The sequence below is a fragment of the Enterovibrio calviensis DSM 14347 genome (assembly GCF_000621165.1).
GTDB classification, from domain to species: domain Bacteria; phylum Pseudomonadota; class Gammaproteobacteria; order Enterobacterales; family Vibrionaceae; genus Enterovibrio; species Enterovibrio calviensis.
Genome location: NZ_JHZA01000016.1, coordinates 64,348 through 89,867, shown reverse-complemented (window position 1 = coordinate 89,867; position 25,520 = coordinate 64,348). Strand labels below are relative to the sequence as shown.

The following is a 25,520-nucleotide window of genomic DNA, read 5'->3' as shown; positions in this document are numbered from 1 at the left end:
CCCTTGGGTCGGTTTTTTTCATTCTAGCGGTTTGTATAGAAGAGTCTATTACAGAGAGCTAGTGAAAGTACGAGCGATAACGTCACGCTGTTGTTCAACAGTCAGTGAGTTGAAACGCACTGCGTAACCAGATACGCGGATCGTTAGCTGTGGGTACTTCTCTGGGTGTGCTGCTGCATCTTCCAACGTTTCACGTTTTAGTACGTTCACGTTTAGGTGCTGACCACCTTCAATTTTCGCTGGTACTTCAATCGCGATATCGCGGCTTTCGTACTCACCCAGATCTGCTGCTGGGATAACTTGGTCTGCGTCAAAGCCTGCTTTTGCAGCAACGCAACGTGCTTCGTTAGTTTCGCTGTCTAGCAGCCAGATAGAATTCAGCAGGTTGTCGTTAGCGGCTTTCGTGATTTGAATACCAGTGATCATATTCTTTCCCCTTGATAGGCTTTGGTGGTTTTAATATTCCATCATTTGATGAGCTGGGTACTTGTATACCTTACTATCTGTAAGGTTATTTTGATTTTAGTCAAAATACAATCAAAATATGCACAAATAGACACTTTGATTTCTTGTCCTGAATCAATAAAATCTCAACTATATGTATTTAAACATTTAATTAACATGTGGCAATTTATCACAAAATTACATTTGTAATTTAATTACTACACTTTTCACGGCTTGCTATGCAGTACATAAAGACTGAATAAAGTCTAAAGCACTGCCATGACCGACATAGTTGACGTTTCAGGCATGAAAAACAGTCGAGGACATTCTTGTTCGAAGTAACTTAAAATGTTGTCGGTTACGGTTTTCGCGAATGGAGAAAATATGAAGTACATCGGAGCACATGTTTCTGCGTCTGGCGGTGTTGAAAACGCGCCTGTTAACGCAGCAGCGATCGGTGCCAATGCGTTTGCGCTCTTTACTAAGAATCAACGACAGTGGCAGGCGAAACCGCTAGAAGCAAAAAACGTTACGGCATTTAAAGTCAATTGCCAAAAACATGGTTTCTTACCCGAATCCGTATTGCCGCACGACTCTTACTTGATCAATTTAGGTGCACCAGAAGCAGATAAGTTGGAGAAGTCCAGAGCGGCTTTCATCGACGAAATGGAACGTTGTCAGACGTTGGGCTTACCATTGCTTAACTTCCACCCTGGCAGCCATCTGAAAAAGATCAGTGAAGCTGCATGTTTGTCGTTGATTGCGGAGTCGATTAACCTAGCTCACCAAGCCGTGCCTAACGTGGTTGCTGTCATAGAGAACACCGCAGGGCAGGGAACGAACATGGGTTGGTCGTTTGAGCAGTTAGCGTCAATTATCGAACAGGTTGAAGATAAAGCGCGTGTGGGTGTCTGTATTGATACCTGCCATGCCTTTGCTGCGGGCTACGATTTACGTACTCACACGGCAGCAGAACAATCATTCGCAGAGTTTGAGCGCATTGTCGGTTTTAACTATTTACGGGCGATGCACTTAAATGACTCAAAAACGCCGCTTGGTGGACGCGTGGATCGTCATCAGGCGCTGGGTGAGGGCGAAATTGGTCTACCTTGCTTTGAAGTTATCATGCAAGACGCTCGATTCGATGGTATTCCCCTTATATTAGAAACCATCAAACCTGAACGATGGGCTGATGAGATCCGTCTTCTGCGCCAGTTTGAGGCTGCTGCCAGCGCGCCTATCAGCGCGAAGTTAGCCTAGGTTCATTTACAAATAGCGAGGACACCATGACACAGCCAGTAACTTGGGATGACGTGATCGGTCAGGAACAAGAACAAGATTACCTTAAACAAACATTGCAGGCCGTGGCAGAAGCGCGTGCGCTGGGAAAGGTGGTTTACCCTCCCGAAGAAGACGTGTTCAATGCCTTTACGTTTACTGAGCTGTCTGATGTCCGTGTGGTAATTTTAGGGCAAGACCCCTACCACGGTCCTAATCAAGCTCATGGCTTGTGTTTTTCGGTGCTGCCGGGCATCAAGACGCCGCCATCGTTAGTGAATATGTATAAAGAGCTGGCTCAAGATATTGAAGGCTTCAGCGTGCCAGATCACGGCTATTTGAAAAGCTGGGCGGATCAAGGCGTGCTGCTTCTGAATACTGTGCTGACGGTTGAGCAGGGCAATGCACACTCTCATTCACATTTGGGCTGGGAAACGTTTACTGATCGCATTATTAGTGCTGTTAACCAACACGGTGAGGGGGTTGTGTTTCTTTTGTGGGGAGCACATGCGCGCAAGAAAGGCCGAGCCATAGATCGTTCTCGTCATCATGTACTTGAAGCTCCGCATCCTTCTCCGCTGTCTGCGCATCGCGGGTTTTTAGGCTGTAAGCACTTCTCGACCACCAATATCTTGCTACAAGAGATGGGACAACCGCCGATTGATTGGCAACCTTCTCTTGATAGCTGATAGCTGATAGCTGATAGCTGATAGCTGCAAAAGAGCCCGCATTCGTGAACCGGATCGCGGGCTTTTTTCATCGTGCTTTGCTTATACCCAAGTAACCTGAATCCTGCATCTTCATGTTGCTTGGGTATACGTATTATTCAAACAAATCATGATTGTGCTCAATTTTTGTTCGCGAGGGTTGGTTAGACTGAATTTCAACCGTGAATGAAAGAAGGGAGTCACTGTGTTAGTTGCCAGCATTCATAGAGATCACCGTAACATCACCCGCCTGTTAAGGTTGCTGACCGACAAGTTGGCAGCCATTAGGGACGAGCAGACCGTCAACTATGGCCTTATCCGAGATACCTTGTTGTATCTACAAGATCATGCGGAACGATGCCACCACCCCAAAGAAGACCTCATTTATCACTATTACCTCGCCAACTACGCAGATACAGAAGGCGTGGCTAAGTTAGATGCAGAGCATGAAGCCTTAGCCGCTCTGACCGCCGAATTTTCGGCCTCGGTTGAGATGATCCTCATGGATGCCGTTATCCCGCTAGATGTCTTTGCGGACAAACTGACCGAATTTGTTGAACAGCAGAGACGCCACCTCGAACTAGAAGAAAGGTCAGTATTACCCGCGATTGAGAAAACGCTGACCGCTGAGGATTGGCGTTACCTGCAATCGCAATGGGAAGAAGAGGAAGACCCCTTGTTTGGTGAACAGGTTGCTGTGCGCTTTAAAGCGTTAGCATCGGCGATGTAAGTAAGATCGCTAGATGCACGTTATTTGGACTGTGGTGAGAAAACAAAAAAGGCACCGTGTGGGGTGCCTTTTAATCATCCGTCTAGCGCACAATTTAGTGCGTGGGAGGGTTAAACCAAATGGGCGATCTTCAATTACAGTTCAAACTCACTGCTGTTAAAGTCGCTTAGCATATCGATATCTTGAAGCTCTTTACGCAGACGCTGACGATCTTTCAGCGCTTCAATCTCTCTCCATTTACGTTTTGCTTGTTTGGTTCGTCCACCGCGTTGTGGGCGCTCTTGTTCAAAGATGTTGTCAAAGGCAAAGCTATCCATAAATTCACCTCGTTTTACCTAGCGGTTGCTAATTAAGTATCAAACCTTCAATAAAATAAAATTGAAGTGTTTCTCATTTGTTACACATGAGTGAATTTTTTATGAGATGGTCATCACTATTAGCTGTGTAATGGTCGAAAAACGTACCCTCGTTGAACAATCAGGAAACCTTGTAAAGCATGATGTGCGCGTCGAGTCGGATGATAGGAAAAGCCCAATTACAGCAATATACTTGCACTGCGCATAAAATAGTCACAGTGGAGCGCGAAGTGGAAAATCCGAGATGACAGCGGTGTGCAGATGTTTCGCTCATGTTGATAGAATGCATATTTATTTGCTGCTCAATGGCTTGTGAAATCATGGATAACTGATGAATATAAAACTTTATGCATATTGATTTTTGTTAAGGCAACCCTCATCATCTCGCCTCAATTTGCGATTGTAATCCGCAACATCAATACAAAAACGACACGTTTCTTGGAGTTTTGTGTGATTTTCTCACTCAAGATCTCCTCATCAATTTAGACCAATGCAAGCACGTTCTAGTGAGTTGGTCGTTTCAAATCGCACGCTCCGAAACGGAGATTTAATCACTGCGAGAATGTTTATGCGTAAAGAGAGGTCTGCGTGGTAGGTCTGGTTAACTTTTTGAACGATCTGATTTGGGGATCGGTACTGATCTATCTTCTGATCGGTGGTGGGATCTTTTTTACTTTGCGTTTGGGGTTCATTCAGATCCGTCATTTTGGTCATATGTTCAAAGTAATGAAGAACAGCCGAAAGTCCGATAGCGAAGGGATATCTTCTTTTCAAGCATTGTGTACTAGCCTAGCGGCTCGCGTCGGTACGGGGAATATGGCGGGCATTGCGGTCGCGCTGACACTGGGTGGCCCTGGCGCGATTTTCTGGATGTGGTTGATTGCCATTTTGGGTATGGCCACTGCATTTGCTGAAAGTACATTGGCACAGCTTTACAAGACCCGTGATGAAGATGGGAACTTCCGTGGTGGCCCAGCCTACTACATGGAGAAAGGGCTAGACATGAGATGGATGGGTATCGTTTTTTCCATCTTGCTCATTATTGCGTTTGGTCTGGTGTTTAACTCAGTTCAAGCAAATTCCATTACACAAGCTGCATACGTTGCCTTTGGTTTCGACCCCCTTTACGTTGGTTTTGCTTTGGTGTTGATGTCTGCGTTCGTCATCTTCGGTGGGATCCGCAAGATAGCGCGCACTGCTGAATTGATTGTGCCGATTATGGCGTTGCTTTATCTGGTGTTGGCGTTCTACATCATGCTCACCAATCTAGAAAAAGTGCCTGAAGTGTTCGCATTGATTTTCCGCAGTGCGTTTGGCCTAGAAGAAGCCGCTTCGGGCGCATTGGGTTACACGATTGCTCAAGGCATGGTGCAGGGCATCAAACGAGGCTTGTTCTCTAATGAAGCCGGTATGGGTTCTGCGCCGAATGCGGCTGCCAGTGCGACGCCATATCCTCCTCATCCAGCATCACAAGGTTATGTTCAGATGCTTGGTGTGTTTGTCGATACCATTGTCATCTGTACCGCAACGGTGGCGATTATCTTGATGTCGGGCGAATACATGCCGGGCAGTGAAATCACTGGCATTGAATTGACGCAGCGTGCGTTAGCGAGCGAAGTGGGCAGTTGGGGCAGTTCCTTTGTTGCCGTTGCTATTTTCTTCTTTGCATTTACCTCGATTATTGCCAATTACTCGTACGCTGAAACCAACCTGATCTTCTTGGAACATAACCATAAAGCGGGTCTGAATATTTTCCGCTGCATCGTGCTGGGCATGGTGATGTTTGGTGCGATGGCAGAGTTGCCTGTGGTGTGGATCATGGCTGATACGTCGATGGGATTGATGGCCATCGTCAACATGATTGCCATCTTGCTGCTCTCAGGCACCGTGGTGAAGTTGGCCAAGGACTACAATCAACAACTCGCTCGCGGCAAAGTGCCTGCGTTTGATAGCCGTCATCACCCTGATATGTTGACTCAGATTGAACCTGGTATTTGGGGAAAACCTTCTGCGACAGTGAAGGAAGAGAGCCGTTAATAGATAAGTGATGTGAAAGGATGTGATCTCTTCGGTTTCATCTATCGCTGATATCGGAAAAAGCCACGCTGTACAGCGTGGCTTTTTGCTTATCGGATGGTACTCTTTCCCTAATAAAAGATTGAAGGGAAAAACATTATGCTGATTGTGGTTTCTCCAGCCAAAACACTGGACTACCAATCTCCGCTGGCGACGGAACGCTTTACCCAGCCGACGTTGACCGAGCACTCGCAACAATTGATTGAGGTATGTCGTAAGCTGACGCCAGCAGATATCTCCAGCCTAATGAAGGTGAGCGATAAAATTGCTGGCCTGAACGCTGCGCGCTTCTCTGAGTGGTCGCCAACCTTCACCCAAGACAATGCACGCCCTGCAGTCCTGGCGTTTAAAGGCGATGTGTACACGGGCTTAGATGCAGACACCTTGAGTGATGACGACTTTAGCTGGGCGCAAGATCACTTGCGTATGCTGTCAGGTCTTTATGGTTTGCTGCGTCCTTTGGATCTGATGCAGCCGTATCGTTTGGAAATGGGTACACGCCTTGCGAACCCGCGTGGTACGAACTTGTACCAGTTCTGGGGAGACATTATCACCGATACACTGAACCAAGCGCTTCAGGCTCAAGGTGATAAGGTGTTGGTGAACCTCGCCTCCAATGAATACTTCAAATCGGTGAAGCCGAAGACGCTAGATGGGCAGATCATCACGCCAGTATTTAAAGACTGTAAAAACGGTCAGTACAAAGTGATTAGTTTCTTTGCCAAAAAAGCGCGAGGCATGATGGCGCGCTATATCATCGACAACCGCATTGATTCCATCGACGCCTTAAAGGCTTTTGATACGGCGGGTTACTGGTTCAGTGCTGAAGAATCTAATGACAAAGAATTGGTGTTCAAACGCGAAGAGCAGTAATGCGTAACCATTGCGTGTGAACAGATACGAAAAAGGTTAGCCAAGGCTAACCTTTTTTTATGTCAATTTTTAGGGCTAAGCGGATGGTGATACAGGTTTACCTGACACGTCTTTAGCGCTGTCTTCTTGTATTTTGCGAGCCAAGCGCTGCTCCCAGTAGTCCGCATTTTTGATACCGAGCTTCACGGGATCGAAGGTGTATTCTTCCACGCCTTCTTTCTGTTGACGCTCGTAGTCTTTCAATGCTTTGAGCGCAGGCCTGCCAAGGAAGAAGATGATGAGAAGGCCAACAATGTTGAGCCAAGCCATCAAACCCACACCCACATCACCCATTGCCCACGCAAGGTTGGCGGTTTTCACTGTGCCATAGAAAACTGCCGACATCAGGACCAGTTTCAACACAAACATCATACCCGGTACGCTCATGGTTCGACGGATATATGCAATGTTGGTTTCTGCAATGTAGTAATACGCCAGAATGGTCGTGAAGGCGAAGAAGAACAAGGCAATAGCAATGAACGGCTTGCCCCAGCCTGGCATCGTACTTTCAATGGCCATTTGCGTAAATACCGGGCCATTGGCTGCGATCTCAGCGGCCACGTTCTGAATGATGAAGGCTTCACCCGCACCGTGAACGTTGTAAGCGCCCGTGATTAAAATCATAAATGCGGTGGCAGAACAAACCAGTAGGGTATCGATGTAAATCGAGAACGACTGAACCAAGCCTTGTTGCGCTGGGTGCTGCACGTTTGCGGCTGCGGCAGCATGCGGGCCTGTGCCTTGACCGGCTTCATTGGAGTAAACGCCACGCTTAACACCCCAACCAATTGCGGCACCGAAACCTGCCATTGGTGTGAATGCATCACCGACGATCATAGCAATAATACCTGGGATTTCAGTGATGTTCAGAAGGATGATAACGAACGCGACGATGATGTAAGCCAACGCCATGAAAGGCACTACGACTTGGGTAAAGCTTGCGATGCGCTTTACGCCGCCAAAAATGATGAAGCCCAGCAAGATAGAGATCAGCGCACCGGTCACGATTTTGGTCACACTAAATGTGCCAAGAGCCGTTTCGATCATGTCGCCCGAACCGAACGCTGCTTCCATGGCGTTGCCGATACTGTTTGATTGAACCCCTGGTAGCAGCACACCACATGCGAAGATGGTGGCGATGGCAAAGATCCATGCATACCACTTCTGACCCATGGCTTTTTCAATATAGTAAGCGGGACCACCACGGAACTCGCCGTTGTCATCTTCTTTATAAATCTGAGCCAATGTTGATTCTGTGTACGCTGTTGCAGCACCTAGGAACGCGACGACCCACATCCAGAATACGGCACCCGGACCACCAAAACCAATGGCAGCGGCAACACCGGCAATGTTACCTGTACCAACGCGTCCGGACAAAGAAACGGCCAGCGCTTGAAATGATGAAATGCCTTTGTCTGAGCTCTTTCCTGAAAACAGTAAGCGCGTCATTTCTTTGAACTGACGTACTTGCACGAAGCGCGTCGCGACGGAGTAAAACAGCCCTGCACCTAAACATAGGTAAATAAGGACTGGACTCCAGATAATGCTGTTTAAAAAATCAACAACATATTGCATTATAAGATCCCTCTTTAAAAATATAATGGATTGGTTATTCCTCACCAACTGGCAGGATAATCTCAATCTGATACTGGTTGTTAATATTTTGTATTATTTATATTGCAGATTGTGAGCCCGATCTTTAGCCTGTGGTTCCTTGGCAGAATGGTTTATTTATCTGTGAGTTAACGCGGAGATACAAAAAAGGAGGCTTTCGCCTCCTTTTTATATGCAGTTTGGACATGAAATCCAGACGTTTAAGATTCAGTGGTTTTCTTTTCGGCTTTCTTTTCGGTTTTTTTCGCCGCTTTTTTGGCGACTTTCTTCGCTTTTGCCTTCAAGACCTTCTTAGGTGCTTTGACCTTTTTCTTCTTAAATGCAGGCTTCTTATGTGAAGGCTTCATGCCCTCAACATAGCGCTCTTTAACGTCTTCGTTCATGTAACGACAGATACGGTCCATCATTGGTTGGTCATGTGCTTCAACCAAAGAGATCGCGCTGCCTTTTTTACCTGCACGAGCCGTACGACCAATGCGGTGCAAATACACGTCAGCTTTACGTGGTAAATCAAAGTTAATCACGTGGCTGATGTTAGGCACGTCGATACCACGGGCCGCAACGTCAGTGGCGAGCAAGAAGTTCACTTCACCTTTTGAGAAGCGCTCAATGGCATTGGTACGTTTGGCTTGCGCCATTTCACCTTGGATCCATGCACAATTGATCTTTTGACGTGTCAGCTCTTCACGAAGCGCGGCAAGGCGATCACGAGTTTTGACGAAGATGATGGCACGGTTTGCTTGGTCCGCCAGAATGGCTCGTAGCAAAGTGTACTTGTGCTTCATGTCGTCACAGCGGTAGTACCACTGGGTGATTTTCTTGCGTTCACGACGAGGTGGCTCAGCTTCCACTTCGACTGGGTCAGTCAGCAGTGTTTCTTTAAAGCCGGTGATGCCTTTGCCTTCGAGCGTGGCAGAGAACAGCATACTTTGCTTACGCCAGCGACACTCATTAGATAAACGATCAACGGCAGGACCAAAGCCCATGTCTAGCATGCGGTCTGCTTCATCCAGCACCAAGCTTTCGATGGCGCGACAGTCAAAGCGCTCGCCTTCCACGTATTCCATCAAGCGACCTGGTGTTGCCACCACGATGTCTTGTGTTTTACCCAGAATTTCTGCGTGTTCTTGATACGAAATACCACCGGTGATAGTGATAATTTTCAAATCGGTATGTTTGGCCAATGCACGTGCTTGGTCGGCAACTTGAATCGCCAACTCACGTGTTGGTGTCAGGATCAATGCGCGAGCAGGACCAGGAGCTTGGCGCGGGAAGTCCAACAGGTGCTGTAGTAATGGCAGCACGAATGCAGCTGTTTTACCTGTCCCGGTAGGCGCTGAAGCCAATACATCACGGCCATCCATTCCATGAGGGATCACGTCAGCCTGGATTGCTGTTGGTCGCTCGAAGCCAATGTCATCTAGCGCTAATAGCAGTTGAGGATCCAGTTCTAGTTCTGCAAAAGTTCGCACGCGTTTTTTCTCCACTCAAAGTTAGGGGCGGATTATATACTCAAACATCTTCAAGATGCATCGTTCAGTGTGAATAACTCGCTTAGGAATAAAATAATATTTCAAGTGGGATCATCACATCTTGAGGTAAAAGTCTCTAGTTAGCGCCACAAAGTCCGCTGTGTAAGCCCCATCTTCTTGTATTACTAACATATTTTCTTGGCGCTCATCGGGTTGGGCCACGGTTAGCGTGACCAATTTTCGGCTGACAGGTTTCACCGCTGTGGGCTTAACGGATGTCAGTCTTTGGCAGTGAAGATCATAATCACGCGCTTTCGCGATCAATTGGTCTGCTTCTACTGAGGGTAAGATCAAATGTGCCTGCCCGTGAGGGAAAAGGTGTGCTTTTATCACTTTTAATAAGCTGTCATGAGAAAGCGTATCAGTGTGACGTGCAGTTGCCCGACGCTGATCGGAGGCTTGCTCGCCAGAATTGAAATAGGGAGGGTTGCAAATGATGGTGTCGAATTGAGGCCCGTCATGCCAACAAATTATGTCCTGAAGGACGATATTAATGCGATGCTTCCAAGCAGATTGTTCTGAATTCTCTTTAGCGCTGTTTACTGCATGTTCATCAATATCGATGGCTGTGATGTGTGATTGGGGGAATCGTTGCGCCATCATCAAAGACAACAGCCCAGTCCCCGTTCCAATGTCGAGCACAGTGTCGTGTTCTCCCGCGTTCGCCCACGCCCCAAGTAGGACGCCATCGGTGCTGACAGGCATGCCGCATCCCTTGTCGACAATTGAGAACTGCTTGAATTGGAAACCTTTACTCACATTCACTCCGTCTGGTATTTATCGATAATTGGTTAAAAAACAGGTGATAATGTTGCTTTATTGTTATTGTTTTTTGTTGGCAATATCTTTTGATAGTTTTGCTTTTTATGTCTATATTGGATTTATATTCTTATATTTAGTCATTTATTGGTTTTATATTTCAATTTAAGCCACCCTATTGTTTGTGTGGTGAAACTTCGTCATTATCCTGTGTATTCGGCAAAGCTCAGTAAAAATAACCAAAAGGCTAACCGATTGATTACACGTAAGTGCAAACACACATCTGCAAACACACATAGGTAGTAAATAGTGAAAGAGAGTTTAAAGGTTAGCGACATACTCGCGCTAGGTTTTATGACCTTTGCGTTTTTCCTCGGAGCAGGCAACATTATTTTTCCACCGCAAGCAGGCTTTCTTGCTGGTGACAACACTTTCCCTGCCATGTTGGGCTTTTTGACGACGGCTGTGGGCTTGCCTCTTATTGGTATCGTGGCTGTTGCAATCGCTGGTGGCGGTTGGAAAGGCTTAACGCGTGATCTTCCAACATCGGTGGCAACACTGATGGCGGTGCTGATTTTCATCATCATTGGCCCTGCATTTGCTGCACCTCGTGCTGGCTTGGTGGCATACGAGATGGGCTTTAAGCCTTTCTTAACCGACGCTGGCCAATTGGAGCTGTCGCTATTTTCTGTGGTTTTCTTTGCGATTGCGATGTTCTTCTCTTTGTCACAAGGCAAATTGATAGACACCATTGGTAAGTTGCTGACGCCTGCGCTATTTGCTGCGTTGGTAGTACTTGCGATTGCCGTTGTGGTGAACCCGCAAGGTGACGTTGCTGCGGCACAAGGTGCGTATGTAGACCAAGCGTTTGCGACAGGATTCCTTGAAGGCTACAACACCATGGACACCTTCGCGGCACTGATGTTTGGCATGCTGATTGTCGATGTGATCCGTAAGAAGGGCATTACATCTGAAGCGAAAACGTGTCAGTACCTGATTTATGCAGGTGTGATTGCGGCAACTGGCTTGGCGTTTGTTTACGTGTCTCTGTTTTACTTGGGCGCGACAGCAACAGGCGTAGCGGCAGGTGCTGCAAACGGCGGAGCGATTTTGTCTGCTTATGTCATGGCGCTATTTGGCCCTGCGGGTCAGATCATTCTGTCGACCATCATTGTGTTGGCGTGTTTGACGACCGTTATCGGTTTGGTGTCGGCGTGTGCGGATTACTTCAGCAGCTTGGTCAAAGTCTCTTACCGTCAGTGGGTAGTGATTTTGTCTGTTGCGTGTGCGGTTGTTGCGAACGTTGGATTGAACCAACTGATTGCAGTGTCTGTTCCTGTGCTGTTTGGTTTGTACCCTGTTGCGATTGCGCTGATTGCGTTGACCTTCCTGCGTCGCTTTATGCCTAACCCTGCCATCGCGTACCGTGTGGTATTGAGCGTGTCTTTGGTCTTTGCATTGTTTGATGCGGCGAAGATTGCAGGTTTGGATGTATCAGCACTGAATGTTCTGCCACTGTTTAACTTCGGTATGGCATGGCTATTACCAACAGTGATTGCGATGGTGGCGGTGCGTTTTGTGCCTGCACCAAAAAGCGAGTCATCTAAAGCGCCATTGAACGGCAAGCTGAACTAATAGCTCGGTACTGTTGATAAAAAACCACCGCTTGCGGTGGTTTTTTTCTGCCTAAACGTTGGCGGCGGTGTGTCACTACAAAGCACGGCGTATCGCTGCTCATTGCCCGCCATCACAACTCATTACAAGAGCGCTTGGTATTCCGTCAGCACTTGCTCGCACCACGTTGCAATGCGCTCGTCACTGAGATCGTATTGGCTGTCTTCATCTAAAGCGAGGCCAACAAAGTATTTGCCGTCTTCAGTGAGCGCTTTTGATGCTTCAAAAGTATACCCTTCAACAGGCCAGTAGCCGACGAAGTTAAGCCCGGTCGGAAGCAATTGGTCGCGTAGCATGCCCATCGCATCGAGGTACCATTCTGCGTAGCCTTCTTGATCGCCGAGCCCAAACAATGCGGCCACTTTGCCTTGAAGTTGAAGGCCATCCAGTTGTTCCCATACGGCTTCCCAGTCTTCTTGCAGTTCACCGAAATCCCACGTTGAGATGCCGAGTAACAGGAGATCGTACTGATTCATGTCACTCACAGAGACGTCTTTGATGTTATGCACATCGACCAAGTCATCGCCCAAGATGTCGCGAATTTTCTCAGCTGCCATTTCGGTGTAACACGTGGTTGAACCGTAGAACAATCCTATCTTCATGCCTTATTCCTGCTGTTGCGCTTGGCGCGATTTTACCTGTCAGCGGTCTGCTTCTCTACCCCAGAGTTGGCTTACTGTTCTTAGTTTGCTGAACAAATGTGCGGGAAAGTCCCCAAAACATGCGCTGTACTTGCATTCGCAGCAAACTGAGGTAGTTTGAAGAAAGAAAAAATGCGTCGTTAAGTGAGTGAAACGTGGAACAAAATACCAGTTTGGTTGAGCAGTTTTTAGATGCGATGTGGATGGAGCGAGGGTTGTCAGAAAACACCTTGGTGTCTTATCGCAATGATTTAATGAAGCTGTGCCATTGGTTAGAGCAAGACAATGTATCCTTGACCACCGTCTCAACCCCGACGTTGCAGGATTATCAGCACTGGCTGTTTGATCAAGATTTCAAGCAGACTAGCCGCGCTCGCATGCTGTCGGCAATGCGTCGATTATTCCAATACCTCTACCGAGAAAAGCAACGCGAAGACGACCCAAGCGCGACGTTGATCAGCCCTAAGCTACCGAAACGCTTGCCGAAAGATTTGTCTGAAGAGCAAGTCGATGCCTTGTTAGAAGCACCAGATGTCGAAGACATGCTGGAGCTGCGTGATAAAGCCATGATGGAGTTGCTCTACGCAACCGGTCTGCGTGTGACGGAGCTGATTAGCCTCACCACTGAAAATGTCAGTTTACGACAGGGAGTCGTCCGGGTGATAGGTAAAGGGGGGAAAGAACGTTTAGTCCCGATGGGAGAGTCCGCCATTGATTGGCTGGAACGTTACTTAGCGCATGGGCGACAAGGTTTGCTAGGCGAGAAAACGTCAGATGTATTTTTCCCAAGCCGCCGAGGCCGCATGATGACGCGACAAACTTTTTGGCACCGTATTAAGTTTTATGCTGCGTTAGCTGGCATAGACAGCGAATTGCTGTCGCCGCACGTACTGCGCCATGCTTTTGCGACGCATCTACTTAACCATGGCGCAGATTTGCGTGTGGTACAGATGCTGCTGGGCCATAGTGATCTTTCGACCACACAAATCTATACCTTTGTAGCAACCGAGAGGCTAAAACAATTGCATCAAGAGCACCATCCTCGGGCATAATGGCACACGTCTCGAATTGGCTGAAAACAGCATGACTGGAATTTTTTTCGAACACTCAGGGACTTTTTCTCTGTCTTTCCGGTCTGTATTAAAAGTTGGTATGCCTGTGTTTACGGGTCTTCATAGATTAAGTAGGAAATATATACGATGAATTTCAAACGACTGCTTGCGGGTGTGACGCTTTCTTCAGCGGTGCTTTCTTCAGCAATGTTGTCTTTTGGCGCAAGCGCGGCAGAAGGTGCGGATCAAGCTGCAATTGCGGATGTATTGGCGCAATACCGCCTTAATATCGACAGCATCGAAGTCTCTCCCGTTGAAGGGCTCTATGAAGTCGTGACCAATGGCGGCGTGGTGTATGCCAACAAAGATGGCTCTTACTTTATCTATGGGCAATTGTTTCACACCACAGAAACGGCATCGATTAACCTGACTGAGCTTGCTCAAGCTAAGCGCAACAAAAAACTGTTTGCTGGTGCGGATGTTGAGAAAGAGCTCATTGTTTACCCAGCAAAAGATGAAAAGTATGTGGTGAACGTATTCACGGATACCACCTGTGGCTATTGCATGAAGCTGCACCGTGAAATGCAGCAATACAACGATCTAGGTATTACCGTTCGTTATTTGGCATTCCCACGTTCAGGTGAGCGTTCACCGAACATGGAAGAAATGAGTGCGATTTGGTGTGCAGAGGATAAAGTCGGCGCAATGAATGCCGCGAAAGCCGGTAACTTTGATGAAGAGACTGCGGTATGTACACCACTTGTTCGCCGTCACATGGCCCTTGGCTCGGCGATGGGTGTAACGGGGACGCCTGCGATTATGCTGCAAGATGGCACCATGTTAGGTGGCTATTTGCCCGCTGATCGCCTGCTTGAAACCCTAAAAGCGAAAGGTTAAGTCTCTCGTTATTTTAAAAAGCGTCGGCATGCCGGCGCTTTTTTCGTTTTCTCTCCTTACTCACCAGACGAAGGGCTTCCCCTTTGTGTTTGGCTCGCTACAATGATTGCCTCAATCCGCATTCTATTGACCGTCGGTGTCATGCGCCGTCACAGACAGGTATTTGTCCCCATGATTGAAATTAAACGTCGTCAAGCCACGCCCGATGCCGTGTTTCCGGCTTCGATCCCGCCATTGCTTCAGCGTATCTATGCTAACCGAGGCGTGATCAATGAAGGTGAATTAGAGCGCAGTGCGAAAGGGCTGCACAGCTTCAGCGAACTCCATGGCATTGAAAAAGCTGTTCAGTTGCTTGCGAATGCCATGGCGGATGGCCGACGTATTATTGTGGTGGGGGATTTCGATGCCGACGGAGCAACCAGCTCAGCCTTGTCGGTGACTGCTTTTCGTATGATGGGCTGCCACAACGTAGATTATCTGGTGCCAAATCGCTTTGATGATGGTTATGGCCTGAGCCCTGATGTTGCTGCACAAGCCGCCGCCAAAGGGGCTGAAGTTATCATGACCGTCGACAACGGCGTGTCGTCAGTTGAAGGCGTAGCGGCTGCTAAAGCGTTAGGTGTTCAAGTCGTGGTGACTGACCATCACTTGCCGGGCAGCGTGTTGCCAGATGCGGATGCCATGGTGAACCCGAACCTTGATGAGTGCGGTTTCCCGTCCAAATCATTGGCTGGTGTCGGCGTGGCGTTTTATTTGATGCTCGCGTTACGCGCACACCTTCGCACAACAAATTGGTTTTCGGAGCGTAATATTCCAGAGCCTAACTTGGCGGATTTGCTTGATTTGGTGGCATTGGGCACGGTGGCGGATGTGGTCGCGCTAGATACCAATAACCGGATACTGGTACATCAAGGCTTGATGCGTATTCGTGCCGGGAAATGTCGACCAGGCATCCAAGCGTTGATTGAAGTCGCAAACCGCAACATGGCAACGCTTGTGGCCAGTGACTTTGGCTTCGCGCTTGGCCCGCGAATTAATGCGGCGGGACGCTTGGATGACATGTCTTTTGGCATCGAGTTACTGCTGACTGACAGCTTGCCTGCGGCAAGACAAATGGCGAGCGAACTTGATGCGCTAAACCAAAGCCGTAAAGACATCGAGCAGGGCATGAAAGACGAAGCCATGGCGATTTGTGAGCGTTTGCAGTTTGGCGAAGACACGCGCTTACCAAGCGGCCTTGCGCTTTTTCAGCGTGAGTGGCATCAGGGTGTGATCGGTATTGTTGCGTCACGCATCAAAGACAAATTCCATCGCCCTGTGATTGCGTTTGCGGCGGGAGAAGAAGGCGAAATCAAAGGTTCAGCGCGCTCCATTCAAGGGCTTCACATGCGCGATACCCTAGATTTAATTGATACCCAAAACCCAGGATTGATTAAGAAGTTCGGCGGACATGCGATGGCAGCAGGCCTGACGATTGCTGAGGCGGATTATTCGCGTTTTTCGCGTTTGTTTGATGACGCAGTGCAAAACATTATCAGTGAAGACCAACTCAAAGGTGTGTTGCTATCAGATGGCGAACTGATGCCTACAGAGATCAGTATGGATGTGGCTGAAACACTGCGCTCAGGCGGCCCTTGGGGACAAGGTTTTCCTGAGCCTTTGTTTGACGGGAAGTTTAAATTGCTGCACCAGAAGCTGGTGGGCGGCAAGCATCTCAAAATGATGTTGGAGCCTGTTCTTGGCGGTCAAATGGTGGATGGAATTGCGTTTAATGTCGACTTGCGTCGATGGCCTGATCCTTCGGTGCAGATGGTAGAGTTGGCGTATCGCCTTGATGTTAATGAATTTCGCGGTAACCGTACCGTGCAATTGATGATTGAGCACATCATCGCAGTGTAACGTTCGGTTCGAATCGGGTAGGCATTGGCATATTCGTCCAAGTGTCTACCCGCTCATAGTTGTCTTGTTTTTCACTCTTTTTCACTAAATTTTCTTCTTTGATCCCCATCACACTCTGTTTATTCTGCCCGCAATTCTGTAGAATTCTGCGGTTAAAACTCATTCTGAACTTAGATAAGTGACCATGTTTGAAATCAATCCTATCAAAAACCGCCTAGCGGACATTGCCGAACGTGCAAATGTCCTTAGGGGGTATCTTTGACTATGACGCCAAGAAAGAGCGTCTAGAAGAAGTTAATGCCGAACTCGAACAACCTGATGTATGGAACGAACCTGAGCGTGCACAAGCACTTGGGCGAGAGCGTGCGTCATTGGAAGCGGTCGTCGAAACGATTGACCAGCTAGGCCAAGGTGGCGAGTACATCACTGATTTGTTGGAACTGGCCGTTGAAGAAAGCGACCAAGATACGTTCGACGAAATCGAGCCAGAACTGTCAGAGCTGGAAGGCAAGCTAGTTAAGCTTGAGTTCCGCCGTATGTTCTCTGGCGACCACGATGGTTCTGACTGCTATATCGATCTGCAGGCTGGTTCTGGTGGTACTGAAGCGCAAGACTGGACATCTATGTTGTTGCGTATGTACCTGCGCTGGGCTGACTCGAAAGGCTTCAAAACAGAAGTCATCGAAGTGTCAGAAGGTGATGTGGCAGGATTGAAATCAGCGACGGTGCGAATCAGCGGCGAATATGCCTATGGTTGGCTGCGTACTGAAACCGGTGTTCACCGCTTGGTACGTAAATCACCGTTCGATTCAGGCGGTCGTCGTCACACCTCGTTTGCTTCTGCGTTTATTTACCCAGAAGTTGACGACAACATTGAAATCGATATTAACCCTTCTGATCTGCGTATTGACGTTTACCGTGCTTCGGGCGCGGGTGGTCAGCACGTAAACACCACCGAATCAGCGGTACGTATTACGCACGTTCCGACTAACACAGTGGTGCAGTGCCAGAACGACCGTAGTCAGCACAAAAACAAAGATCAGGCGATGAAGCAGCTTCGCGCAAAACTGTTTGAGCTAGAAATGCACAAGCAAAATGCCGAGAAGCAAGCGAATGAAGATTCGAAGTCTGACATCGGTTGGGGTAGCCAGATCCGCTCGTACGTGCTGGATGACTCGCGTATTAAAGACCTGCGTACTGGCATTGAAAACCGTAATACCCAAGCGGTACTTGACGGTGATCTCGACAAGTTTATTGAAGCCAGCCTGAAATCTGGTTTGTAATTTTTTACGTTAATTTCAAAGGTTCACTATGACTGACCAGTTACAAGACGAAAACAAGCTAATTGCGGAGCGTCGTGCAAAACTGAACCACATTCGTCAAACCTGCAATGCGAATGGCCACCCGAATGATTTTCGTCGTGAGCACAAAGCGGCAGACCTTCAGGCTGAATTTGGCGAACAGAGCAAGGAAGAGCTAGAAGCATTGGATCACAAAGTGACCGTTGCTGGCCGTATTATGGCAAAGCGTGGCCCATTCCTTGCGCTTCAAGACGTATCTGGCCGTATTCAAGCTTATGCTGCGAAAGACGTTCAGAACGAGTTGAAAGAAAAATTCCACGGTCTTGATATCGGTGACATCATCGGTGTGAAAGGTGCCCTGCACAAATCAGGCAAAGGCGACCTTTACGTGAACATGGAAGAGTACACATTGCTGACCAAAGCACTGCGTCCTCTGCCAGAGAAATTCCATGGTCTGACTGACCAAGAGACACGTTACCGTCAGCGTTACGTTGACCTGATCGTAAACGAAGATTCTCGCACTGCGTTCAAAGTGCGTTCGAAGCTGATTTCAGCGATCCGCCGTTATATGGAGTCAAAAGACTTCATGGAAGTGGAAACGCCGATGATGCAAGTGATCCCTGGTGGTGCGTCTGCACGCCCATTCATCACTCATCACAACGCGCTTGATCAAGAAATGTACCTGCGTATCGCCCCTGAGCTTTACCTGAAGCGTTTGGTTGTTGGTGGTTTCGAGCGTGTATTCGAAATCAACCGTAACTTCCGTAACGAAGGTTTGTCTCCACGCCATAACCCTGAATTCACCATGATTGAATTCTACATGGCGTACGCGGATTACAATGACCTGATCGACCTAACCGAAGACATGCTGCGTACCGTGGCTATCGAAGTGTTGGGTAACTCAGCAATGCCATACGGCGACCACACTGTCGAATTCGGCGGTAAGTACGCACGTATGACAATGCTCGAAGCGATCAAGCACTACAATCCTGAGCATGCTGATATCCAAGCGTTGGATGACGAAGGCGTTCAGAACCGTGATTTGATGGTTTCTATTGCGCAATCGTTGGAGATCTACGTTGAGAAGTTCTGGACCTGTGGTCAGCTACTGGAAGAAATCTTTGGTGAAACCGCTGAGCCACAATTGATTCAGCCAACGTTCATCACCGGCTACCCAGCAGACATTTCTCCGTTGGCACGTCGCAGCGACAGCAACCCATTCTTTACCGATCGTTTTGAATTCTTCATCGGTGGCCGTGAAGTGGCGAATGGTTTCTCTGAGTTGAATGACGCAGAAGACCAAGACAACCGCTTTAAAGCGCAAGTTGATGCGAAAGAATCGGGTGATGACGAAGCGATGTTCTACGACGCTGACTACATCACTGCCTTGGAGCACGGCTTGCCACCAACGGCGGGTCAAGGTATCGGTATCGACCGTTTGGCGATGCTGTTTACTAATACGCACACGATTCGTGACGTGATTTTGTTCCCAGCGATGCGTCCACAAAACCCAAAGAATGATTAATTCTGACTGACTTGTGAGACGTCGTTAAGACAACTCTGAGACACCAAAAACACTGGCTTCGGCCGGTGTTTTTTTATGCCCATAAGTTAATGTGCAAACGTTTGCTCAATATCACACTTTTTGCGACGCAATTAACATTTTTGTTTGGGTTTACGTCGTCACCGAGGATGATACTCGCGACATTCCTGAGCCATTATTGAAGACAATCATGCTGAAAAAATCACTCCTATCTGCCAGTGTGGCGCTTGCTACCTTGGCGTCGTCTGCGGCGTTCGCTGTTGAAAATATCGATCTGCTTATTACGGATGCAACCGTGCTCACCATGAATGCAGACAAGACCGTTTACCAAAATGGTGTTGTGGCCATTGATGGGAATAAGATCATTGCGGTAGGCGACGATTCATTGGCGAAAGACTACAAAGCAAAAACAGTCTTAGACGTCGATGGTGACATTGTTATGCCGGGTTTGATTAATACGCATACTCACGCATCAATGACAGTGTTTCGCTCGTTAGGAGACGATGTGCCGGATCGTCTGCACCGCTATATCTTCCCACTAGAGAAGAAGCTGGTTAGTCGCGACATGGTGCGTATCGGCGCACAGTTGGGTAACGTTGAAATGCTAAAAGGCGGCGTAACGACCTATGCCGACATGTACTACTTCGAAGATGAAGTGGCAAAAACTGTTGACCAAATCGGCATGCGCGCCATTTTGGGCGAGACCGTGATTAAGTATCCGGTTGCCGATGCGGCCAATGCCGAAGCGGGGATCCAATATGCGGTGAACTTTATCAATGAATATAAAGATCACCCTAGAATCACCCCAGCTTTTGCGCCACACGCACCGTATACCAACACCACCGAAGTGCTGCAGAAAATTACCAAACTATCGCTAGAACTTGATGTGCCAGTGATGATTCACTTGGCTGAGTCTGATCGTGAGAATGAAGTGATCGCGGAACGTAGTGGTGGCAAGTCACCAGTGGCATACATGGCTGAGATTGGTGCTCTGACACCGAACTTAGTGGGCGCGCATGTGATCAACGTTGATGACGCAGATATCGCGTTGTTGAAAAAGCACGATGTTGGTGTGGCGCATAACATGAGTGCCAATATTAAATCGGCGAAGGGTGTGTCTCCTGCACTGAAAATGTTTGATGACGGTCTGCGTATCGGGTTAGGAACGGACGGACCAATGTCTGGCAATACCTTGAGTACCCTTGATGAATTCAACCAAGTAGCGAAGGTTCACAAGCTGGTGAATCAAGATCGCGCTGCGATGCCGCCTGTTAAGGTGGTTGAAATGGCCACCATTGGCGCGGCACGTGCACTGCATATGGAAGACACGATTGGTTCATTAGAAGTGGGCAAGCTTGCAGATATCATCGTGATTGATACCCAAGCTCCAAATATGGTTCCAATGTACAACCCTTACTCGGCATTGGTGTACTCCGCCTATGCGTCAAATGTTAAACACGCCATCGTGGATGGTAAGGTTTTGATGCAGGATCGAGACGTATTAACTGTGAACGAAAATGCGATTCGTGAAGAAGCGTTGCAGTTTGCAGACAAAGTTCGTGAAACCGTGATTGCTAGTGGGGAAGAAGTTCGCTAATTCCACTCGTTTTTTGAATACCCTGCCTTAACTAAAAGACCGTGTCTCATAGAGATACGGTTTTGTTTTCTCTATCAATAGATCCCCTCACGAAAGCGGAGCATAGTCTATGATTTAAGAAAACTTAGAGAGAAGCCCTTTTTTCTCTAAATTGAGACTCTTAGAGATCTCCGTTTATGTTGTGATGTCAAAATTGTCTGATTTTCTCGGCTAATTTGCTGAATTGTAGGCAGTTATCCTTTGAATTTGTCTGTTCGCTTGTCGGAACTTGAAACAACAGAAGTGTCTCTTTTGGTATGTGTGCTGATTTGAGAGTCATGTTGTATCTACAATGAGACAGAATAGTTTTTCTTACAAAATATAATGAGACTCACAACATTTTGAACACATGTCGTTAATGGATGACTAAAGGCAGGCGTTATGGGTATGCAATTCAGATCTGAGGCGGTTCCAAGTTCACTCGTCGTAGTAGGCGGAACTTATGAACCATGGTTAGCAACGTTGGAACAAGCGGGATGGCGTTGCCACCGTTGTTACGACCTTAGGGCTGCCCAATCTCTTCTCCAAGATATCGGTCCTTGTATCGGTATTGTGGACATCAGCCACGATGATTTCAGCCTCAATGGCGTGGCTTCTCTCGTTAACCGTAACAAACAAGTGCGCTGGTTGGCACTTATCCGCGAAGACCAACTCAACAATGATGCAATTTGCCAGTTCATTGTGAGCTTCTGTATTGACTACTTTACCTCACCTATTCCAGATAGCCAGTTGATGAGCACTATTGGTCACCAATTGGGTATGTTGAAGCTAGAGCGTCATGTTTGGCCACAATTGGGCGACCATAGTGACATGGGGCTGCTGGGCAAAACGTCCATCATGAAAAAACTGCGTGACCAAGTTCGACGTGTCGCGCCAACCGATGTCTCTGTGTTGATCCACGGCGAAAGTGGCACAGGTAAAGAACTCGTGGGTATGGCAATTCATAATGCCTCTACTCGCGCTAAAGGCCCATTTGTTTCCGTGAAATGTAGTGCCTTGCCAGAAAAACTGATTTCTTCTGAGTTGTTTGGTGATGGCACCACGGAAGGCAAAGTGCAGCAAGCGCATCAAGGCACCTTGTTTCTCGATGAAATTGGTGACTTGCCGCTGAACCTTCAAGCGAACCTTCTGCATTTATTGCAAGATGGCACGGTTGAATCACATGATGACAAGTATGCCAAAGAGATTGATGTGCGCGTCATTGCCGCGACACACATGGATCTTGAGAAGGCGGTTGCGGAAGGTCTGTTCCGTGAAGATCTCTTCTATCGTCTCAACGTACTGCGTATTTCTGTGCCTTCGCTTAAAGAGCGTGCGGCAGATATCCCTGACTTGGCAGAGCACTTCTTGCTGAAGTTTGCTCGTCAGTACAACACGCAGGCGAGAACATTCTCTGAAGAAGCGAATAAGATCCTGACTAACTACAGCTGGCCGGGTAACGTTCGTGAACTTATCAATCAGGTGAAACGTGCTGTGCTGCTTGCTGATAACTTGGTGATTGAAGCTGAGCACCTCGATCTGCCGCGTCAAGGCGATTACAAGCAGAGCCTGCGTAAGATCCGTGAAGAGTCTGAGCGTGATGCATTGCTGGCCGTACTTGAAAGCAACAACGGCCAAGTATCTGCAGCGGCGAAGGAGCTGGGTGTTTCTCGTGCGACCATGTATCGCTTGCTGAACAAGCACAGCCTGATCCCTGCACCGCGCAGCTTTCGCTAGCGGGTAGTTCGCATCAAATAAGCGAATGAACACCAATAAAAAAACCGCCATCTCTGTGGCGGTTTTTTTGTTTTCTGGGTAATGACGCGCTTATTGAGCCAGCTGCATGTCAGGCTTCACAGGAAAGACTTTGTCGTAAGCGAGGTTATACACGTAGGCGTAAACCAAATAGAAAGCCACAAGACCAATATCCATTAGGAATGCTTGGTACAAACTAATGTTCAGCCACCATGCGATTGCAGGTAAGGTTACCCATAACAAACCAAGTTCAAATATCACGGCATGCAATATGCGGTGTTTTTGTGTTTTCGTGGTAGTGCCTGTCCACTTCACCATTGCCTTGTCAAACCACAGGTTATACACGTAGTTCCAACCTGTCGCGATCACTGAAAACGCGATGCCTAGTATGCCAGTATGGGCTGCATCAAAGCCAAACATAGACAAGATACTGACGATGGATAATAGGCCAATAATTTCGAACGCGATGGCGTGTCGAATACGGTCTAGTGTTGTTCTCATTGTTCATTCCTCCGAAAAGATGACGCCATATTACTCAATAAATGGATTGGTAAAAGTTACTATCTATCCGAATTTCGGATTGATTGGCGAGAGTTGTCGCCCCAGCACCAAGTTCATTGACGTTTCACTGCGCGAGGAGAGGGAAAGGTGTCGGACATGCCAAATGGGGATGTGAATATGCATATACAGAGGTATGTACTAACTATTGGGCATTTTGATTGTTGTGACGTGATGAATGTTTGAACAGTTAGGAGTGACTAGAGAATGACTTCGAATTCATCGGTATATCTAATAACATATTGATATATTGATCCATATCATTAAAATTAACAGTGAATTTACAAATGAGATATTTACTCAAGGTTACGGATTTAAGGAGGCAATAAACATGACAAATCATAAATTTACATCAGTAGTTACTTGCGCTTCCGATTCGTGCGCAACCATGCGAAAACCTGTACAGTAATTTCCGTACCCTAGCAAAATGGGCCGCGGATATTTCTGCGGCTTGAATGAAAAAGCACTACCCTCGTTTTCTCCGCAGATTATCCAAGGCCTCCAATAAACCATATGGAGTCCACAATGAACCAATCACTGTATTTACGCCTAGCCATTATGTTTGTTCGCCTAGACCTTAAGCGTGAAGAAAACCAGTGGCGAAAAAACCATCGACGCGTGCGTTATGTTGGTCAGCCTTTATCCGATCATTTAATGCGTGACATTGGATTTGAAAAAGACGGTTTTTCTATCGGTCACACCGTTGCCCCTCAATATAAAGCGCAACGCGAAGTTGTGCGGATGAGAAGAAGATTAAGGCTGAACGCCACGACATAACGCAAAGGGCAACCCTAAGGGTTGCCCGAAGTGATATCTCATCAAGATAAGCGCCAGTAATGGCGCTTTTTTGATCCTATTAGCTAACGATCATCAATACATCATCTCAATGCTTATCGATGATCACTGCATGAAGCTTAAGGGCAGGGGTTGGAATACTTAGCGCCAATGGCGTCGATACGCTGGAGTAATTCTTCGGACAATGTCAGGTCAATGGAATGAATATTGGTTTCAAGCTGTTCGCGTGTTGTTGCGCCAATAATGTTACTTGCGACAAACGAGCGACTGTTAACAAACGCGAGCGCCATTTGTGCGGGGTCGATTGAAAATTCATTGGCTAAATCAACATACGCTTTGGTGGCAGCTTGCCCTTGCTCGGTAAAGTAACGAGCAAAACGTTCCCAGCGAGTGCAACGCGCACCTTCTGGTCGAGCACCATTGAGGTATTTCCCTGTTAACACACCAAACGCCATCGGTGAGTAGGCGAGTAACTCAACCCCTTCGTGATGACTGATCTCGGATAGGCCGACTTCAAAACTTCGGTTAAGCAGGTTGTACGGATTTTGAATGGAGACGATGCGGCTTAAGCTGTGCTTTTCAGCCAATCGCAAATAATTCATCACGCCCCACGGTGTTTCATTGGAGACGCCGATATAGCGGATCTTTCCTTCTCGCACGAGTTCTGACAGGGCATCTAGGGTATCAAGAATCGAAACACCGGAGTTTTCATCTTGATGCGTGTAGTTAAGTTGCCCAAAACTATTCACGTGTCGCTGCGGCCAGTGAACTTGGTAAAGGTCAATATAGTCTGTTTGCAGGCGGGCGAGGCTGTCATCTACCGCTTGACGAATATTGCGTCGATTTAGCGACATGTCTTCACGAATATAAGGCACACCGCGAGGGCCGGCGACTTTGGTCGCAATGATGACTTTGTCGCGTTGGCCTGATTTTGCCAACCAAGTACCGATGTACTTTTCAGTGAGCCCTTGTGTTTCAGGTGTCGGCGGAACGGCATACATCTCAGCGGTATCAATAAAATTCACACCAAGGTCTAATGCCAATGACAGCTGTTCGTGGGCGTCGGCTTCAGAGTTCTGCTGGCCAAATGTCATGGTGCCGAGACATATTTTACTCACATCTAGGCTGGTATGAGGAAGGGTATGATATTGCATCCATTCTCCTTGAATAGCGCGTGTCGCATAATGAAATGACGTGATCTCATTGTCGAGAGAAGCCAGTTTATCCTCCACATTAGAAGGTTTTGCGTCAAGTGCTTAATAGGCAGCCATCTTCCTACCCGATGCCATGGAGTGTGTTGCTGATGCGCGACTGTGTTAAACCCGTGACCCATAAACCAAAATTTCATCAAGATGGGGTGTCATACGCTGACGCATCTATAC

At 47.7% G+C, this 25,520-nt stretch carries 22 protein-coding genes; 14 read left to right on the top strand and 8 right to left on the bottom strand.

Translation table 11 applies throughout. The annotated features are described in order from the left end of the window. Nucleotides 1-48: 48 nt before the first annotated feature. A complete protein-coding gene (gene grcA / locus Q365_RS0113715; RefSeq protein ID WP_028023878.1) occupies nucleotides 49-426 on the bottom strand; it encodes an autonomous glycyl radical cofactor GrcA in 378 nt (125 codons plus the stop codon). Between the two features lie 402 nt (nucleotides 427-828). Between grcA and nfo the strand changes: the two genes are divergently transcribed. The 3 genes from nfo (at nucleotide 829) to Q365_RS0113700 (ending at nucleotide 3,159) form a co-directional block, all read left to right on the top strand. Further along, nucleotides 829-1,704 (top strand): deoxyribonuclease IV, encoded by an 876-nt coding sequence (gene nfo, locus Q365_RS0113710; protein WP_028023877.1) that lies wholly within the window; start codon nucleotides 829-831, stop codon nucleotides 1,702-1,704. A gap of 26 nt (nucleotides 1,705-1,730) precedes the next feature. After that, the gene (gene ung, locus Q365_RS0113705; protein WP_028023876.1) at nucleotides 1,731-2,411 is read left to right on the top strand and encodes a uracil-DNA glycosylase; all 681 of its coding nucleotides are present in this window, start codon (nucleotides 1,731-1,733) and stop codon (nucleotides 2,409-2,411) included. A gap of 223 nt (nucleotides 2,412-2,634) precedes the next feature. Then, nucleotides 2,635-3,159, top strand: a complete 525-nt coding sequence (locus Q365_RS0113700) for a hemerythrin domain-containing protein (protein ID WP_028023875.1) — start codon at nucleotides 2,635-2,637, stop codon at nucleotides 3,157-3,159. Between the two features lie 134 nt (nucleotides 3,160-3,293). On the opposite strand, the gene Q365_RS0113695 is transcribed toward Q365_RS0113700, so the two are convergent. Then, nucleotides 3,294-3,476, bottom strand: coding sequence for a DUF3545 family protein (locus tag Q365_RS0113695; protein WP_028023874.1), 183 nt, complete (start codon nucleotides 3,474-3,476; stop codon nucleotides 3,294-3,296). Between the two features lie 627 nt (nucleotides 3,477-4,103). Here Q365_RS0113695 and Q365_RS0113690 point away from each other — a divergent pair. Both Q365_RS0113690 and yaaA read left to right on the top strand, forming a co-directional pair. Continuing rightward, nucleotides 4,104-5,552 (top strand): alanine/glycine:cation symporter family protein, encoded by a 1,449-nt coding sequence (locus Q365_RS0113690; RefSeq protein WP_028023873.1) that lies wholly within the window; start codon nucleotides 4,104-4,106, stop codon nucleotides 5,550-5,552. A 138-nt stretch (nucleotides 5,553-5,690) separates the two neighbouring features. Further along, on the top strand, nucleotides 5,691-6,464 hold the full coding sequence (gene yaaA, locus Q365_RS0113685; RefSeq protein ID WP_028023872.1) for a peroxide stress protein YaaA: 774 nt from the start codon (nucleotides 5,691-5,693) through the stop codon (nucleotides 6,462-6,464). Between the two features lie 75 nt (nucleotides 6,465-6,539). On the opposite strand, the gene Q365_RS0113680 is transcribed toward yaaA, so the two are convergent. The 3 genes from Q365_RS0113680 to Q365_RS0113670 all read right to left on the bottom strand — a co-directional run bounded on the left by Q365_RS0113680 (nucleotide 6,540) and on the right by Q365_RS0113670 (nucleotide 10,408). After that, nucleotides 6,540-8,078, bottom strand: coding sequence for an alanine/glycine:cation symporter family protein (locus tag Q365_RS0113680; RefSeq protein WP_028023871.1), 1,539 nt, complete (start codon nucleotides 8,076-8,078; stop codon nucleotides 6,540-6,542). Nucleotides 8,079-8,317: 239 nt separating this feature from the next. After that, complete coding sequence (srmB, locus tag Q365_RS0113675) at nucleotides 8,318-9,589, bottom strand: ATP-dependent RNA helicase SrmB (protein WP_028023870.1); 1,272 nt, start codon at nucleotides 9,587-9,589, stop codon at nucleotides 8,318-8,320. 114 nt (nucleotides 9,590-9,703) lie between these two features. Further along, nucleotides 9,704-10,408: a tRNA1(Val) (adenine(37)-N6)-methyltransferase gene (locus tag Q365_RS0113670; protein WP_028023869.1), complete on the bottom strand. Its 705-nt coding sequence runs from the start codon at nucleotides 10,406-10,408 to the stop codon at nucleotides 9,704-9,706. 309 nt (nucleotides 10,409-10,717) lie between these two features. Here Q365_RS0113670 and brnQ point away from each other — a divergent pair, with 309 nt between their 5' ends. Then, nucleotides 10,718-12,043 carry a branched-chain amino acid transport system II carrier protein gene (gene brnQ / locus Q365_RS0113665; RefSeq protein WP_028023868.1) on the top strand — a complete coding sequence of 442 codons (1,326 nt, stop codon included), beginning with the start codon at nucleotides 10,718-10,720 and terminating at the stop codon, nucleotides 12,041-12,043. A 122-nt stretch (nucleotides 12,044-12,165) separates the two neighbouring features. On the opposite strand, the gene fldB is transcribed toward brnQ, so the two are convergent. Further along, nucleotides 12,166-12,684 (bottom strand): flavodoxin FldB, encoded by a 519-nt coding sequence (gene fldB / locus Q365_RS0113660; RefSeq protein ID WP_028023867.1) that lies wholly within the window; start codon nucleotides 12,682-12,684, stop codon nucleotides 12,166-12,168. Between the two features lie 194 nt (nucleotides 12,685-12,878). Here fldB and xerD point away from each other — a divergent pair, with 194 nt between their 5' ends. The 7 genes from xerD to Q365_RS0113620 all read left to right on the top strand — a co-directional run bounded on the left by xerD (nucleotide 12,879) and on the right by Q365_RS0113620 (nucleotide 22,767). After that, nucleotides 12,879-13,775 carry a site-specific tyrosine recombinase XerD gene (xerD, locus tag Q365_RS0113655; protein ID WP_028023866.1) on the top strand — a complete coding sequence of 299 codons (897 nt, stop codon included), beginning with the start codon at nucleotides 12,879-12,881 and terminating at the stop codon, nucleotides 13,773-13,775. A 147-nt stretch (nucleotides 13,776-13,922) separates the two neighbouring features. Beyond that, a complete protein-coding gene (gene dsbC / locus Q365_RS0113650; RefSeq protein WP_028023865.1) occupies nucleotides 13,923-14,672 on the top strand; it encodes a bifunctional protein-disulfide isomerase/oxidoreductase DsbC in 750 nt (249 codons plus the stop codon). Between the two features lie 171 nt (nucleotides 14,673-14,843). After that, nucleotides 14,844-16,571 carry a single-stranded-DNA-specific exonuclease RecJ gene (gene recJ / locus Q365_RS0113645; protein WP_028023864.1) on the top strand — a complete coding sequence of 576 codons (1,728 nt, stop codon included), beginning with the start codon at nucleotides 14,844-14,846 and terminating at the stop codon, nucleotides 16,569-16,571. Between the two features lie 184 nt (nucleotides 16,572-16,755). Further along, nucleotides 16,756-17,854 (top strand): peptide chain release factor 2 gene (gene prfB, locus Q365_RS0113635; RefSeq protein ID WP_155859010.1). Its coding sequence is split into 2 segments (ribosomal slippage): nucleotides 16,756-16,830 and nucleotides 16,832-17,854, totalling 1,098 coding nucleotides; the frame shifts between segments, so codons are not numbered across the junction. 28 nt (nucleotides 17,855-17,882) lie between these two features. Continuing rightward, the gene (lysS, locus tag Q365_RS0113630) at nucleotides 17,883-19,397 is read left to right on the top strand and encodes a lysine--tRNA ligase (RefSeq protein ID WP_028023862.1); all 1,515 of its coding nucleotides are present in this window, start codon (nucleotides 17,883-17,885) and stop codon (nucleotides 19,395-19,397) included. 208 nt (nucleotides 19,398-19,605) lie between these two features. Beyond that, nucleotides 19,606-21,012: an amidohydrolase gene (locus tag Q365_RS0113625; protein ID WP_028023861.1), complete on the top strand. Its 1,407-nt coding sequence runs from the start codon at nucleotides 19,606-19,608 to the stop codon at nucleotides 21,010-21,012. Between the two features lie 420 nt (nucleotides 21,013-21,432). Further along, on the top strand, nucleotides 21,433-22,767 hold the full coding sequence (locus Q365_RS0113620; RefSeq protein WP_028023860.1) for a sigma-54-dependent transcriptional regulator: 1,335 nt from the start codon (nucleotides 21,433-21,435) through the stop codon (nucleotides 22,765-22,767). Between the two features lie 90 nt (nucleotides 22,768-22,857). On the opposite strand, the gene Q365_RS0113615 is transcribed toward Q365_RS0113620, so the two are convergent. Next, nucleotides 22,858-23,286, bottom strand: coding sequence for a PACE efflux transporter (locus Q365_RS0113615; RefSeq protein WP_028023859.1), 429 nt, complete (start codon nucleotides 23,284-23,286; stop codon nucleotides 22,858-22,860). A gap of 582 nt (nucleotides 23,287-23,868) precedes the next feature. On the opposite strand from Q365_RS0113615, the gene Q365_RS0113610 reads away from it, so the two are divergent. Further along, nucleotides 23,869-24,120, top strand: coding sequence for a hypothetical protein (locus tag Q365_RS0113610; protein WP_028023858.1), 252 nt, complete (start codon nucleotides 23,869-23,871; stop codon nucleotides 24,118-24,120). Between the two features lie 137 nt (nucleotides 24,121-24,257). On the opposite strand, the gene Q365_RS0113605 is transcribed toward Q365_RS0113610, so the two are convergent. Continuing rightward, complete coding sequence (locus Q365_RS0113605; RefSeq protein WP_028023857.1) at nucleotides 24,258-25,292, bottom strand: NADP(H)-dependent aldo-keto reductase; 1,035 nt, start codon at nucleotides 25,290-25,292, stop codon at nucleotides 24,258-24,260. Nucleotides 25,293-25,520 lie beyond the last annotated feature (228 nt).